This is a genomic window from Desulfosporosinus acidiphilus SJ4, from assembly GCF_000255115.2.
Lineage (GTDB): Bacteria > Bacillota > Desulfitobacteriia > Desulfitobacteriales > Desulfitobacteriaceae > Desulfosporosinus > Desulfosporosinus acidiphilus.
In genome coordinates this window covers 3,525,007-3,540,703 of sequence record NC_018068.1, presented here as the reverse complement: position 1 = coordinate 3,540,703, position 15,697 = coordinate 3,525,007, and the positions used below count along the sequence as shown (strand labels likewise).

General features: G+C 40.5%; 11 protein-coding genes. 10 read left to right on the top strand and 1 reads right to left on the bottom strand.

Features of this window, described 5'->3' with window-relative positions:
* Positions 1-193 precede the first annotated feature (193 nt).
* The 4 genes from DESACI_RS16210 (at position 194) to DESACI_RS16195 (ending at position 6,015) form a co-directional block, all read left to right on the top strand.
* Complete coding sequence (locus DESACI_RS16210) at positions 194-1,588, top strand: MFS transporter (RefSeq protein ID WP_014828282.1); 1,395 nt, start codon at positions 194-196, stop codon at positions 1,586-1,588.
* Between the two features lie 88 nt (positions 1,589-1,676).
* Complete coding sequence (locus tag DESACI_RS16205; protein WP_014828281.1) at positions 1,677-2,867, top strand: M20 family metallopeptidase; 1,191 nt, start codon at positions 1,677-1,679, stop codon at positions 2,865-2,867.
* A gap of 129 nt (positions 2,868-2,996) precedes the next feature.
* Positions 2,997-3,620 carry a trimeric intracellular cation channel family protein gene (locus DESACI_RS16200; RefSeq protein ID WP_014828280.1) on the top strand — a complete coding sequence of 208 codons (624 nt, stop codon included), beginning with the start codon at positions 2,997-2,999 and terminating at the stop codon, positions 3,618-3,620.
* Positions 3,621-3,645: 25 nt separating this feature from the next.
* Positions 3,646-6,015 (top strand): helix-turn-helix domain-containing protein, encoded by a 2,370-nt coding sequence (locus tag DESACI_RS16195; RefSeq protein ID WP_014828279.1) that lies wholly within the window; start codon positions 3,646-3,648, stop codon positions 6,013-6,015.
* A gap of 200 nt (positions 6,016-6,215) precedes the next feature.
* Here the strand turns inward: DESACI_RS16195 and DESACI_RS16190 are convergent, their stop codons facing one another.
* Positions 6,216-7,022: an MBL fold metallo-hydrolase gene (locus DESACI_RS16190; protein WP_014828278.1), complete on the bottom strand. Its 807-nt coding sequence runs from the start codon at positions 7,020-7,022 to the stop codon at positions 6,216-6,218.
* A gap of 484 nt (positions 7,023-7,506) precedes the next feature.
* Between DESACI_RS16190 and DESACI_RS16185 the strand changes: the two genes are divergently transcribed.
* From DESACI_RS16185 to trxB, 6 genes are all read left to right on the top strand, one after another.
* The gene (locus DESACI_RS16185; protein ID WP_014828277.1) at positions 7,507-8,151 is read left to right on the top strand and encodes a Crp/Fnr family transcriptional regulator; all 645 of its coding nucleotides are present in this window, start codon (positions 7,507-7,509) and stop codon (positions 8,149-8,151) included.
* Positions 8,152-8,622: 471 nt separating this feature from the next.
* Positions 8,623-10,005 carry an MFS transporter gene (locus DESACI_RS16180; protein ID WP_014828276.1) on the top strand — a complete coding sequence of 461 codons (1,383 nt, stop codon included), beginning with the start codon at positions 8,623-8,625 and terminating at the stop codon, positions 10,003-10,005.
* Between the two features lie 42 nt (positions 10,006-10,047).
* Positions 10,048-11,928 carry an aryl-sulfate sulfotransferase gene (locus DESACI_RS16175; RefSeq protein ID WP_014828275.1) on the top strand — a complete coding sequence of 627 codons (1,881 nt, stop codon included), beginning with the start codon at positions 10,048-10,050 and terminating at the stop codon, positions 11,926-11,928.
* A gap of 382 nt (positions 11,929-12,310) precedes the next feature.
* Positions 12,311-13,798 carry an aryl-sulfate sulfotransferase gene (locus DESACI_RS16170; RefSeq protein ID WP_014828274.1) on the top strand — a complete coding sequence of 496 codons (1,488 nt, stop codon included), beginning with the start codon at positions 12,311-12,313 and terminating at the stop codon, positions 13,796-13,798.
* Between the two features lie 26 nt (positions 13,799-13,824).
* Positions 13,825-14,151, top strand: a complete 327-nt coding sequence (locus tag DESACI_RS16165) for a thioredoxin family protein (RefSeq protein ID WP_014828273.1) — start codon at positions 13,825-13,827, stop codon at positions 14,149-14,151.
* A gap of 38 nt (positions 14,152-14,189) precedes the next feature.
* Complete coding sequence (gene trxB, locus DESACI_RS16160; RefSeq protein ID WP_014828272.1) at positions 14,190-15,413, top strand: thioredoxin-disulfide reductase; 1,224 nt, start codon at positions 14,190-14,192, stop codon at positions 15,411-15,413.
* Positions 15,414-15,697 lie beyond the last annotated feature (284 nt).

Here is a 15,697-nt window from a genome sequence, read left to right as displayed (position 1 = left end):
ATTGACTACCCAATTCAACAATTAAGGTCAAATTATAAAGGCTGTTTTTTTACGTATCTTTACTAACGTTAAGAAGATTATTATTCATAAGCCATAACTGGTCAAAAATACGCTTATTTGTTACGCAATATTTTTGTATAATGTGCTCAGTGATCGATCATTATTCATTCTTAATTTTTAAGGAGGTTGCCCTATGAGTACAAGTTATAAAGGTACAAATAAGATGATTACGGGTATTGTCTTTGGCGTGATTACATTTTGGCTCTTTGCTCAGGCTATGGTCAATATTGTTCCGGCTGTCCAGGCAGACTTAGGCATTTCGCTCGATATTCTTAATATAGGGATTAGTTTAACAGCCTTGTTTTCGGGTATTTTCATCGTAGCTGCGGGGGGAATTGCGGATAGGGTAGGCCGCAAGAAAATTACGTACTTGGGTTTGATTTTAAGTATATTGGGTTCACTTCTCCTTGTTTTAGCACACGGGCCGGCCCTGCTGATTATCGGTCGGATGATTCAAGGACTTTCAGCTGCCTGTATCATGCCTTCAACAATTGCCTTAGTAAAAACCTATTATGAAGGTGCTGAACGGCAACGTGCTTTAAGTTTCTGGTCTATTGGTTCCTGGGGAGGATCAGGTGTCTGTTCTTTTGCAGGCGGAGCGATTGCAACCTATATGGGGTGGAGATGGATATTTATCTTCTCAATTATCTTTGCCCTTCTTGCTATGTATCTCATTAAAGATACTCCTGAGAGCAAGATAGAACAGTCGGGTCATTCTTCTTTTGATATCAGCGGTTTATTGACTCTTGTCATCACTCTGCTGGCCTTAAACTTAGTCGTTACGCGTGGTTCAAAATTCGGATGGACCAGCATGATCACCTTAGGGCTAATTGTAGTTACCGTAGCAGGATTCTACGCTTTCTATAAAATTGAATCTCATAAATCGAACAGTTTAGTTGATTTTTCCCTGTTTAAGAACAAAGCCTATACCGGTGCTACCGTTTCTAACTTTTTGCTCAATGCTGTAGCTGGAACTCTTGTCGTGGCAAATACCTATGTTCAAGTCGGAAGAGGATTTACAGCCTTCCAATCAGGAATGCTATCCTTGGGATATCTTGTAAGTGTCCTGGCCATGATTCGGGTCGGCGAGAAAATTCTGCAAAAAATCGGAGCCAGGTTACCGATGATTTATGGCTCAATTATATCGTCAATGGGTATCGCCCTAATGGCGCTGACCTCATTACCGGGTGCAATTTATAGTGTCCTATTATTCGTGGGGTTTATCTTATTCGGTGTCGGCTTAGGAATGTATGCAACTCCTTCGACCGATACCGCCGTTTCCAATGCTCCTGAAGATAAGGTGGGGATAGCTTCCGGAATTTACAAAATGGCCAGTTCCCTAGGCGGTTCCTTCGGAGTAGCCATATCCGCCACTGTTTATGGCTCTATCACGAATGTTCAAACAGCTGCATCTGCCGGTTTAATCACCAATGTCCTGTTTGGTGTACTCGCCTTAATTTCGGTTGTGCTTACTATACCGGGACACTATAAAACACAAATCAAGCTAAGCGCACCGAGCAAAGCTTAAATTAAGTTATTTATAAGTTAAGCATCAACTGAACGAATTTCTCATTATTATTTGTGCCGCCGGCGTCAGCGGCAGAATGGAGGTTACTATGAAAAAGCAATTAATGGAGATGCTGGAATCACGTAAGGACGAGATCATTCAAATTCGCCGTCACTTGCATGAAAACCCGGAGGTATCCTTTAAAGAGGAAAAAACGGCTCAATATATTGCGGACTTCTATCAAGGAAAAGATGCCGAAATCGAAACGAATGTCGGTAACGGCTATGGGATTATCGTAACCATCAAGGGGGGTAAGCCGGGTAAAACGATAGGCTTGAGGGCGGATTTTGATGCCGTTCCTGTTGATGAAGAAACTAATCTTCCTTTTAAATCCAAAAACAAAGGGGTTATGCATGCCTGTGGGCATGATGGACACACGGCCTATTTAATGGTTCTGGCGGATTGCCTTATTCAATTAAAAGCATCCCTTCCAGGCACGATTAAGATTATACATCAGCCTGCTGAAGAAACTCCCCCCGGTGGTTCGAAAGGCATGCTTGAATCTGGACTACTCGATAATTTAGACGCCATTTTTGGAATTCATTTGTTCCCAACCGACCCAGCGGGAGTTGTTGGTTGGCGCAGCGGGTATGCAATGGCGGGAAGAACGTATTTTAAATTAATTATTCAAGGTGTAGGCGGCCATGGATCTTCTCCGCATTTGGCAAACGATGCCATAGTTGCCGGTTCCTATTTTGTCACCGCGATTCAGAGCATCATCAGTCGCCGCCTAAACCCCTTTGATGTCGGTGTTATTACTATCGGTTCCTTCGATGGTAAGGGATCCTTTAATGTCATTAAAGATAGTGTTGAGCTTGAAGGCGACGTGCGCTATATGACAACGGAAACTCAGCAGTTAATTGAAAAGGAAATTCATCGTATCGTGGACGGGATAGAAACCGAATTCGGGGTCAAGTGCCAATTGACCTATACCGCTGACTATCCTCCCTTATATAATAATCCTGAACTTACAGCCCAAGTAAAAGCGAGTCTTGAAAGTACGAATGATCCCGATATCAAGCAAGTGATTGAATTTCCCATGTTCTCTGGTTCAGAAGATTTTTCCTACTATGCTCAAAAGATTCCGGCGGCCTTCTTCTATATTGGTTGTAAGCCAAAAGGTGTAGAAAAAGCGTATTTTAATCATAACCCCAAATTTGAAATCGATGAAGACGCTCTTTTAGTGGCTGCAAAATCAGTGGCCCAAGTAGTTTGTAGTTATTTCCAAATCAATGACTAAAAATTGAGTTAATTGAATTTACGTTCGCGCATAACAAGTGCTGTTTTATATCTTTCTTCCTTAATGAATTTTTGAGGGATATAATAGCACTTGTTATGTTGGTTTAAATCATTATTGAGGTGAATGTTGATGTTGCTGGAGGATTTAAGTATTATCGGTACGATTGCCTTTGCCTTGAGCGGAGCCTTAGTCGCTATAGAAGAAGAATACGACATCTTCGGGATCTTAGTGCTTGGCTTTATTACTGCTTTTGGGGGCGGGATGATTCGAAATTTAACCATTGGGCTTCCCGTTGCTTTGTTCTGGAATCAAAATTTGGAGTTTATGTATGCACTAATAGCCATAATTCTTGTTATTATTTTACCAACTATCTGGATCAGATTTGGACAAAAACCCATTCTCTTATGTGATGCCCTTGGATTGTCAGTTTTTTCGGCCCAAGGAGCAATATATGCTCAAAAAGCAGGTTATTCGGTTGCCGCCATTATGGTCGCAGCTGCCTTAACCGGTATCGGAGGCGGGATGCTGCGAGATGTCTTGGCTCAAAGAAAACCTATCGTCTTACGAGATGATGTTTATGCCATCTGGGCATTATTTTCTGGCGCAATGATTGGCTTAAAATGGATTAATTTAAATGTTGATTGGCAAGTCTATGGATTGATCCTTGTAGTCTTTCTCTTGAGAGTTCTGTCGATTTTCTTTAAGTGGAAATTGCCGCGCGTTATAATTCATAAATCCAGTGTGCTAAAATAGGATATGCTCCTTTTCAGAAAATGAGGTGTTAACCCTGGATCATTTAATAGCGGATTTTCAGATTATCTTTCAAAGAATACAGTTCATATCTAACAAAGTAAATTCGGGCCTGAAATTTATTTTGGTAATAAGCGGTGATTTAACGCTTGAAACGAATAGCCGGTTTTATTCCTTGGAAGAAAAGGACTTTATTATAATCAACCCCAATCAGCTTTACCAAATTCGGGGAAGCGCGAATAATTGTGTGCTTTTACTCGATATTTCAGATACTTTTATCGAGCAATATTATCCAGACTACCGAAAGACTGGGTTTGAGTGTTATTCCCGTGAAGAAGGCCAAGGGCGTGAGGCGATGATCGGTAAGATCCGCAAATTACTGGCCGAAGTGGTTATCACTTATCTGCGGAAGGATGAAAGTTACCGGATTGAAATTCAAGGATTAATCTGCCAGATGTTGCTTATTCTAATTCGTCGCTTTAAACATGAGGGACAAGTTTTCCGGAAGATTGATACAGATGACCAGCGGCTGGATCAGATAACTGCTTACTTAGAAAAAAATTATGACCAGCCGATTTCACAAGAAAGCGTGGCTCGTCTATTTTATTTATCGACGAGTTACTTATCACGTTACTTTAAGCAGAAACTAGGGATTGGATTTAGTCAATATTTAATGAATATACGGCTCACCCATAGCCTCAAGGATCTTTTATATACCTCACATTCCATCTCACAAATTTCAATGGATAATGGGTTTCCTAATACAAAATCTTTCACTGATCTCTTCAAGAAACTTTATGGCGAAACTCCGCGGACCTATCGTGAAAAACATAAAGAGCAAACGCCAGATGTCGTCCATACCTTTAATTTAGAAGATAAGACGGCTCCTATTAATTCGCCAGATATCTTACGACCTTTAGCTCTATTATTAAGAGACGAAGATAGTACCTACAGTAATACGGATGATTATTTTGATGAATTACGTCTCGATTTACATAGTCCCGACTTCTATAGGCTTCATTATCCTGCGCACAACCTGATTATTGGCGATTTGAAAACTATATTAAGAGAAGATGTTAGGTCCCAGATTCTAATTGTCCAAGAAGAATTAGGCTTAACCTATATTGGCGTCATGCATTTGTTAAACGAAACGTTGATTTCTCCTGTGGCTGAAACAGATGAGACAATTGCTACGTCCTCTCCTTTTTTCACCTTAGACGCAGCATTGAATTTTTTGAAGAAGAAAGGCTTGTCGCTCTTTGTTCATATTGATTATCGGGAAATCGTCCTAAATGAAGAGAGTTATTTCCATCAATTAAAGAAATTATTAAACCATTGTCTGCAATGTTACGGAGAGGATTATTTGTCCTCATGGCTTTTTATGTTTTCCGAACCTTCCGGAGCGACTATTCCAGCGAAAGAATCAAGTCGGGTTTATCTAAAACTCCACCATTTGCTCAAGGAAAAGGTACAGGGTATTCAAGTGGGAGCTTTTTTGCCCTTTAGTCGAGATGAAATAAGCTATAGTCATAGCTGGCTGCTTAAGGATAACGCTAATGTTGATTTTTTTGGCTTTGATGCCAACCAAAATGAAGTGATCGATTTTAGCGAGATGGACAATGAGCATTTTCTTTTAACCAAGGACTACATTCGAGAAAGAACGAATCATCTCAAGATGTTTCTCAAACAAAGTCATATAGAAAAACCGCTTCACCTTGTGGCTTGGAACACGCTTTCCGGAGATACCCGCTATACCAATGGAATCTTCTTTCGAGGTGCCCTTGTGCTGAAGAATGCGTTAGACGTCGCTCAAAACGTCAACTCTTTGGGTTTTTGGATTAATACAGAATTACACGAGAAAGAGAATAACAGTCGTCTGATTCAAATAGAAGGACTTGAATTATTTTATTATTTTAGTGGAAAACGTCCGGCCTATTATGCAATGGTATTCTTCAAGAAATTACGGGGAAAAATCATTGCTCAGGGGTCAGAATATATCATGACAAAAACTGAACTTGGCTATCAGTTAGTCCTGATGAACTGTAATAATGTCAATCCGTATCTTTCTCAGGAGGAGACATTTCTTCGGAAATTAAATATTGATCTTCACGTAACAATAAGTGGATTAGAACCTGGTGAATATCAGATCCGGAAACACATTTTTGACAAAGACCACGGAGCATTATATATAAAATGGCTGAATTTAAATAGCAAACATGGACTTGATGAGGAAATCATTGAGCATATCAAACGCATAAGCCACCCTGCATTGGAAGTCTCTGATGAATATATTGCAGGAGACTGGTCTTTCTATTCATACCTTCTCCTCAATGCAATTCATTTTTTTGATATTCGAAAGGTTCGGCCTTTAGCCGGTTCTGAAAAACAGGCAAATTAAGATTCCATGACCTAACAATAACGCCTTATCCTAATTGATGCACCTCTAAAAGAATGTTTCTTTCGAATCTGGGGTCAGGTCGAATAGATATTTGATAACATTTACTTGGAGCCGTTGAAGGGAACGGCTTGATTTTTTGGGTCCGGAGAGTATGAGACTAGTTTTGGAGTTTATGCGAAATTAAATGAGTCGGTTTGTCCTTATAGTGTGATAACATTCAGATCGTCGGGAACGTAGAGATTTCCGCAGTAGTATTTTTTTCCCTCAGCGGTATATAGCTCTTTTCGATGAGTTATATTCGTGTCCTCTGTGTGCCACAGCACCAGGTTTTTAACATTAAGGAGAGCAGCAAGTTCACAAGCATCTTTAACTGTGCTGTGATGTTTTTCATAGGGCTTGAATTTTTTCCGGTCATTATAGAGACAAAAAGCCTCACATAAAAGCCAATCGCTATTTAATACATATCTCTTACATAATTGGTTAAAAGGTTCGTCGCCTAAAAAGGTCAGAATTTTTCCGTTACTCAGTTTAACGGTAAAACCAAACTGTTTTACCTTGGTGGAGTGAATATCAAAGAAGGTAAAGTTTTGACCTAGGAGGTTTTCCGATTGCCCATCGGTAACAGGGACAAGAATAATTCGACTCCCAATTAAGTCCGTTAATTTTTCATCAAGAGTTGCTTCTACAAGAGTAATGATGTTGTCAATTAGCTCCTCATGGCAATAAATTTTTAGGTTATCCTGATACTGACCGGATAGCATGGACGACGCGATCATTCGAATAATCCAAACTATCCCGAGCAGATGGTCGGAATGCTTATGGCTTACAAAAACGTGATGAATCTTAGTTAGACCAATACCGGCTTTTTCTAGAGCTGCTAAGATGCCATTACCACCTCCGGCATCGACTAATAGATATTCATTGTTCTCATTTGCGAGGGCAAAACATGTGTTATAGCATTTTGTTACTCCAGCATGTCCTGTTCCTAAGACAATTAAATGATTCATTGGTCTTCACTCCGTTGTCAGCTTGATTTTGCATCGATTAAAATTCAATTTTAGGCAATAATAAATGCCAAGTTATTTTTTAAGCCCCTCACTTCTTAAGAGGGGGGGGCCTTCGTTCAGGTGGGGTAGAGTCCTCCTTCGCCGCTAAGTATTCCTATTGGGAAAGGCGGCTCGGCAATAATGTCCACTGGACATTATTGTATCTGAAGCCCCGATGTTCAGCTTTAGCTGAACGAGTTCACTTAAAATTAACGTTTCTTATTGCACCTGTCAATAACAATTTTCCAGAATTGAAGTTTTAGGGTTTAAATTTTATGGAAAGTATTAATAATTGCTGAAAAAATGCTCGTTCAACAGTATAATTAGTACAAGAGTATATATCGTAGATGATTATTAGGAAAATTATATAATTTCTGATGTTGTCGTCAGTGATTTTTAACGATTGATAAGAAATCAGGCTGAACTTTGTGAGAGGAGAGTTAGGATGGAGCTTTTGGAAATGGATGGTCTCGTAAAGTGTGAATTTAAAAAAGGCTCATATATTATCCGACAAGGTGAAAAGATGGATTATGTATATTACTTAATAAGCGGCACCTGTCATCGAACGTTAATATCAGAAAAGGGTGACGAAGTAATTTATGGTGTTAAGGAATCCGATAATTCGTTTCAATCGGTAATAGGGGCCTTAACGATATTTGACAATGGATTAAGCGATTATGACTTTGTTGCCAAGAGTAAGTGCATTTGCTATAAAATACCTAAGGAAATGTTTTGGCAATATGTGCAAAATGACCCGGTTGCCTTAAGCCAACTATTGGAAATGGCGATAGGACTTATTCGGGAGCTGGTTGACTCTTTGCAAGCCAGGAACGAAGGTAAGGTAGGCAACCGTCTGTGTAAATTTTTACTGACGAATGCTCACGTTGATCAAGGCTTGCTGCTGGTTGATAAGCGCTTTAGTAATGCGACAATTAGCCGTTTCTTAGGTATCCATAAGGTAACAGTGGCTAAAATATTAAGAGCTTTGAAGAGTGAAGGTATTATAAAAAAAGAAAAAGAGGGCATTATAATTCTTGATGAGAGCAAATTAGAAAGCTATGCAAATGATGAAAGAGTTATTGATTACTAATCAATTGGATATAAATTCACGTGTTATATTTAAATCAGGGCGCGAGGGAATGCAGTGTTTACCTCGCGCCTTTTTGTCGTACTATGGGAAAAATAAACGTACATTATCTACTTCCCAAGCATTGGTGCAAGTAGTGGATTCCGCTTGCTTAGGGCTGTAACAAGATCAATGAGTGTGCAGACAGAGTTTTCAGGGCGTAAGCTGGTTTTCTCTATTCGAAAATTTAATAGCAGCATAGGTTATTCTAAAATGATAGTCTATGCTATTTTCTGTGAAATCTTATACCTGTTAAAATGTCGCTAAGACGACAACCTGCAGGAAATTTTTAAATACAGGGGAGGGAAATAGAGGAGCTTAAGTGCTTCGAACTTAAGAGTTGGGGAAAATTCCATTTTCTAAAAATCGGTATCTATATCTATTGTTGTTTAGATAAGTACTTGAGAATACAAGGACAATTGGAGGTTATTTAAGATGGCAATTGGAACAGGAGCAAATTCCATCGCCGAAATGCCCGATTCCGTAAGTACTCTAACCGGAAAAAAGGTAAACAATTACTTTGATGGTTTAACAGTATGTAAGAAACATAAAATGATCTTCATGATCATTATGGTCGCTTATTTCTTTGAGCAGATTACAAATTGGAATTTTGGATTTATTGCACCTTCTTTGATTAAGTCCTGGGGGCTGACCATGGCCGATATCGGGAGAATAAGCTTCGTGTATTTCATGGCCATGACGTTCGGAGGCCTCCTGGGAGGGGTAATATCGGATTCAATTGGTCGCAGAAAAACGTTCCTTGGTTCAATTTTTCTCTTTTCAGTCGCTTCGATACTTAACGGGTTCGCCAATAATGTGCTGACCTTTACAATATTTCGGGCATTAACGGGATTTGGCGTCTTTTGCCTAATGGTAACTTCACAAGCCTATTTTTCGGAGATGGCCCCGGCTGAATGCCGAGGAAAATGGCAGAGCCTTTCCGCTGCAGTGGGATTTACCGCTGCCCCCATTATTGGCGGATTGTGCAGTTTGATTATTCCTTTAAGTCCGCAGGCGTGGCGGTATATCCTCGTTTTGGGAGGTTTGGGGCTGGTTCCCTTTGTCGTTGGCTTAAAATATTTACAAGAGTCACCGCGTTGGTTGGTAGCCGAAGGAAAGGTCGACTTAGCAGAAAAAGTTGTTTGGGAAGTTAGCGGCGTTCCGGTGAGTTTGAAAAATGTGCCTTTACCCTCAGGAAAGAAAGAAAATTTGTTAGGAAGAATCACCGGAATGTTTTCCTGGAAGTATCTTAAACGCACCTTAGTTATATTAGCCTTTGTCTTGTTAACTACACCGGCAACTTTTGTTGTCACAAATTGGACCACAACCCTTTTGAATCAACGCGGATTAGATGTTGCCGAAAGTTTGCGAGTCTCGTTTATTCTGATGATCGGCGTTCCTGTTGGCTTATACATTTCTTCGTTTATTGCGGATAAAGGCGGCAGGAAAATACCCATGGTGATCCTTTGTGCTTTGGCAAGTGTGCTTGCTGTAATGTTTGGGAAGGTTTCGGGATTTTGGCCGATTTCATTGATTGGGTTCCTTTTGATCGCGGCAATCATGGCGTTTGCTTTTATCTCTTATAGTTATATTGCTGAATCCTACCCAACAAGCCTGAGAAATACGGCTGTAGGGATTCATAATTCCGTGGGCCGATTTGCCACAGCGGCTTTTCAATTGGTCATCCCGGTGATTTTTGCTCAGTATAAGTTTGTAGGAATCTATAGTATTGTAGCGATTATGATTTTGGTTCCAGCTGGGATTTTAGCCATTTGGGGTGCTCGTACAGGGGGCAAATCGTTAGAAGAAATAAGCTAAAAGAGAATGGGTCAAAGAAAAAACAATACAGGAGTGATTACGATGAGAAATATTTTAGAGACAGAAAAACACCTCATTACTTTGCAAGCTGTGTCCGAAGAAAAGTATTTAGCCGAGTTTCATTCGGGCAACTACACTTTAGAAAATCCATTGGTTGTCAAAAATCCCTATCTGATTAACCCTCTTTCCGCCGTCATTTGTTTTAATACGGCTGAAGAAACGACAGCGGAAATTACGGTTAAAGGTAAGGCTAAAGAAGGCGATATAACTCATACTTTTGCAGCAAGTAAAGAACATGTCTTGCCGATCTACGGATTATATGACAATTATACAAATACTGTAGTGATAACTCTTGGCACCGGAAACACATCAGACGTGAAAATTGAGGTAGAGGAATTAAATGTTAACAGAGCTCTCTATTGTCATACCACGTCGGAGTATTTCGGTAAGGATCTTATGCTGATCTCCACGACGACTCCCTTAATTGATTCTGCCAGAACGGTTGGTTTCGACTATGCAGGGGATTTACGATGGATGATCACTAACAAACAAAGCTGGGACATTAAAAAACTGGAAAACGGAAGACTTCTCTACACTTCCTATCGAACCATCCAAAAACCATACTATACGGTTGGCTTCATGGAAATGGACTTTTGCGGCAAAATTTATAAAGAATACCGCTTACCAGGTGGTTATCACCATGATGGCATAGAATTGGAGAATGGTAATTTTCTAGTCGCTTCGGACAATGACTTTGAGGAATCAGTGGAAGATTATATCGTCGAAGTCGATAAAACAACAGGGGAGATCGTTAAATCCTGGGATCTTCTCAAGATTCTGCCTAGGGAAAAAGGTAACGCGGGAGATTGGAATCACCACGATTGGTTCCACAACAACGCAGTTTGGTACGATAAAGCCACGAACTCCATTACGATGTCCGGACGACACAAGGATGCCATTATTAATTTTAATTATGACAGCGGAAACTTAAACTGGATACTGGGCGATCCCGAAGGCTGGGGCGAAGAATGGCAAAAATACTTCTTTAAAAATGTCACTAAAGGTGATTTTGACTGGCAATATGAGCAACATGCTGCTCGAATTTTACCAAATGGCAACGTCTTTGTTTTTGATAATGGAACTTATCGCTCGAAAAATGAAGCAACATGGATTCCGCCTGAAGAAAACTTTTCGCGTGGCGTGATCTATCGAATTGATACGGAAAAAATGGAAATTGAACAAGTATGGCAATACGGTAAAGAACGCGGAGCTGAATTCTATTCTCCCTATATCTGTAATGTTGATTACTATAGCGAAGGCCACTATATGATTCACTCAGGGGGAATTGCGACTTACCGTGGCAAGCACACAGACGGTTTGGGAGCTATGCTTCTTAATAAATATAAAGATGAACATATTCATCTAACCTTAGAATCCATCACTGTGGAAGTCCAAAACGATGAAGTGAAGTATGAAATGAAAGTTCAAGGCGGCAATTATTATCGGGCGAGAAGACTTTCCTTATATGATGAAAAGACCCATTTTACACTCGGCAAGGGAGAATTTTTGGGCGGTTTTGGCGTAACACCGGAGTTCGGCAAAGTAAAATTTAAAGATGCCGAAGGTGGAGTTCCGGCCAAACATAATTTATCGTTAATCCTGGAGGAAGATCGTCTGGCTCTTCGCGCGGCCTTTCAAGAAGGATCGGAAGTGTTTCTGGAATTAAAAGGTGCGAGTGAAGCGAAGTTCTACTCCATACCAACCGTAGTTCATGATGTGACTGCTGCCTGTGTCTCCTTTGAAGAACAAAAAGACAATGACTTTCAATTCTATGTTAGTAGGGAAGGATTAACCGGTGACTTTGATATTTACCTGAATATTGATAACAAAAGGTACGATACCGGATTTTCAGTAACGTTATAAAAGTCAGGATCATAAATAATCGGAAAAGATGATCATTGGAGGATGCTCCCCGAAAGCAGGCAGAAACTATTAAAACAATCTGTTGGCTAAAGGGGAGTTTTCTCTTCTAATGTATTGAGAGGATAGTAATTCAAGGAGTAACCTAACGTCCACTTATAAGAAGTGGGAGTTCTTGCTGGGATAAATGATTTTGAAAAAGCCAAGGGGTTTCTACGGAAATGTCTTAGGTATTAAGTAATTTTATGGCTTTGATTGTTAAAAGAATAACATGTGTTATCTGTTATCTCCTTGCTGAATGTCTATAATAAACACGAGTTTCGGGAACTTAAATCAAACAACACAGGGCTTAACAAAAATTTTTAATAAAGAGGAGCGTTGTTCTATGGGTCAACCATTTGTTCATCCTACAGGAGTGACTATTTATAATCCGGAAAAGTGTTTTAATGGTTATACTATCATGGCTGTAAAAAAGCTTGGCTGCGTTCTTATTGATATGAACGGCAATGTTGTTCGGGTTTGGCAGGATTTGCATGGGTTTCCCAATAAGTTGCTTCCTGGTGGCTATGTTTTGGGAAGCCGCGGTGTAAGAGACCCCAAATTTGGTTATCAAGACCAAATTGACCTCGTTCAAGTGGACTGGGAAGGTAACGTGGTTTGGAAATTTGACGGAAAAGAATTAATCGCAGATGAAGGTCATGAACCTCAATGGATGGCGCGTCAGCACCACGATTATCAACGGGAAGGGAATCCGGTTGGATATTATGTTCCGGGTATGGAGTGTCAAACCAATAAAGGGAATACATTGATCCTTGTTCATGAGAATTGTTTTAATAAAAAAATCTCCGACAAAAACCTGTTAGATGATGTCTTTATTGAAGTTGACTGGGAAGGCAATATCGTTTGGGAGTGGCATGCCAGTGATCATTTTAAAGAGTTCGGTTTTAGTGAAGCAGCCAAACTTGCACTTTATAAAAATCCGAACATGCATGAAGCCGGCGGTGGAATGGGTGACTGGATGCATATCAATTCCATGAGTGTCCTCGGCCCCAATAAATGGTACGCTAAAGGAGATGAGCGCTTCCATCCGGATAATATCATTTGGGATTCTCGTGAAGCGAACATTATTGCTATTATCTCTAAGGAAACCGGGAAAATCGTCTGGAAAATGGGCCCTGATTATTCCGCCGATAAAAAGCTTGCTAAGATCGGGCAGATCATTGGTCAACACCATGTGCATATGATTCCCCAAGGTCTTCCGGGAGCAGGAAATATTCTTATTTTTGATAATGGCGGTTGGTCAGGCTATGGCAGTCCAAGCAATATTTCTAAAGATGGCACAAAAGTTAATATTTCTGACCGGTCCCGTGTCCTCGAACTCAATCCTGTTACCATGAAAGTAGTCTGGCAGATCCTTGGAAGCGAGCTTATGGGATATGGTCAGCCCGGAATCTCCGACTATCGTTTCTATAGCCCTTTAACCAGTGCAGCTCAGCGTCTGCCAAACGGCAATACATTGATAACCGAAGGAGTGGGCGGACGCTTCTTTGAAGTAACACGCATGAAAGAAGTTGTCTGGGAATTCATTTCTCCATTTACAGAAAATCCATCAACCATCTATTATCGTGCCTATCGTTACCCTTATAGTTATATTCCTCAACTTCCTGAACCCCAGGAAACGCCGGTACAAATGCTCGATATTCGTAAATTCCGTGTACCGGGCGCGGCGGATTGCGAAGTTCAAAATGTGGTGGGTGTTGAAGGGACTACTGGCTATCCTGCCATCCAACAAGCCTGTGTTGCCGCAGCCGATCAGGATTTGTCCCTGAAGGATGACGATGATGATGACGAGGATAGTTTCACGCAATTTTAATGAAAAACTTCTAAGGAGTGAGGAACATGTCGTTGGAAAAGTTAAATGCCGATCAATTTGAAAAGATTATTTATAATAATGGAGAACCTTCCTTGGTCATTTTCTCCAGAAAAAGCTGTCATGTCTGTCAAGGAGTTATCCCTGTTTTAGAAGATCTAAAGCCAAATTATGAAGGGAAATTCGGTTTTTATTATGTTGACGTCGAGGATGATAAAGCATTATTTCAAAGCTTTTCCCTTAAAGGTGTTCCTCAAATCCTATTCTTTAATGAAGGTGAATATCAAGGAAAGCTGGCAGGAGCCGTTGACGAAGAAAAAGTCGAGGATAAGATTGCGGAGGTCCTTGAAGGGTAAAACCTCAGCAATTTGGAGAAAGGAAGTCGTAGAGGAGTATGGGAGACATAACAAGTACCTATGATTTAATTATTGTGGGCGGTGGCCCGGCAGGGCTTTCGGCCGCTATTTATGGCGGAAGAGCCAAGTTAAAAACCTTGGTCATCAATAAAGGCACCGTTGGCGGGTTGGTGAATACAACGCGGGAAATTGTTAACTATCCCGGATATGGACAAATCAGCGGGGAAGATCTCATGAAGGACTTTAAAAAGCACGCTGAATCCTTTGGAACAGAATTCTTACGTGATGAAGTTATTAGAACGGATTTCTCACAGGAAGATAAAGTAATCACTACGAAAAAAGGCAAAGTCTTTTCGGCTAAAGCAGTTATTATCGCCTGCGGCAGTGAACCAAGACTGCTGAATATTCCCGGTGAAAAGCGGCTCCAAGGCAGCGGGGTTGCTTACTGTGCTACTTGTGATGCCGAGTTCTTCGAAGGTGAAGATGTCGTAGTTGTCGGCAGCGGGGATCAGGCCATTGAAGAAGGCATGTACATCACTAAATTCGCTCGTAAAGTTACTGTGATTGTGCTCCATGACGAAGGAATTCTTGATTGCAATAAAGTGAGTGCAGAGAGAGCGTTCCAAAATCCAAAAATGGAATTCATCTGGAATTCAACCCTCGAAGAAGTTCAGGGTCAAGATAATGTTGAAGGGGTTAAGATCAAGAACTTAAAAACCGGAGCTTCAACGGAACTTGCTTGTCAGGGTGTCTTTTTCTTTGTGGGCATGGTGCCTTCAACCCATTTTCTTAAAGAAAGCGGCATCGAGATCGATAAAAGAGGCTATATCCCGGTCAATGAATTAATGGAAACAAATCTCGAAGGGGTTTATGCAGTTGGAGACAATCGGGTTAAATATCTAAGACAAGTGGTTTCCGCTGCCGGGGATGGAGCCACTGCCGCTGTTGCCGCCGAACGCTATATTGAAGAAATGAAAGCGTTCAATGTAAACGTCTTAGAAAGTGATAAGCAAGTTCTTTTGCTCTTCTTTAATGCCCTGGATAACAGAAGCTTGGAATTTGGCACTTCGTTAGAAGAAGTAAACAAAGAACTGCTGGAACGATACAAGATTGTAAACGTTGATCTGACCACGAAGAGAAGTCTCGCCCAGAAATATGGTATCGAAAAGGCTCCCTCCGTTGTGGTATTAGATAAGGGTCAAGAAGTTAAGCGGTTGGATTGTTCAACTACGATAGAAAATCTGAAATCCCAGGTATGCTAACCTAGAAAACATAGAAAACCATATTTTTTATTCTCACAGATAGCAAAATCATTTAGAAAATGCCCTCACTCCGATGGGGGTATTTTTGTTATTTTAATAAATATACGAAAACGGCTTCAGTTACCCTAGAAGCCCAACGGGGCTTTCAAATATTTTTTTAGAATATAGATTAAATACTCGCATTATAGATTATGTACGTAACGAAGCGATTGGCGTATTTCTATATTTTCAAACTAATTATGCAGGAAATTAAGGATAATTATGGAATGTCTAAGAAAGCTGCA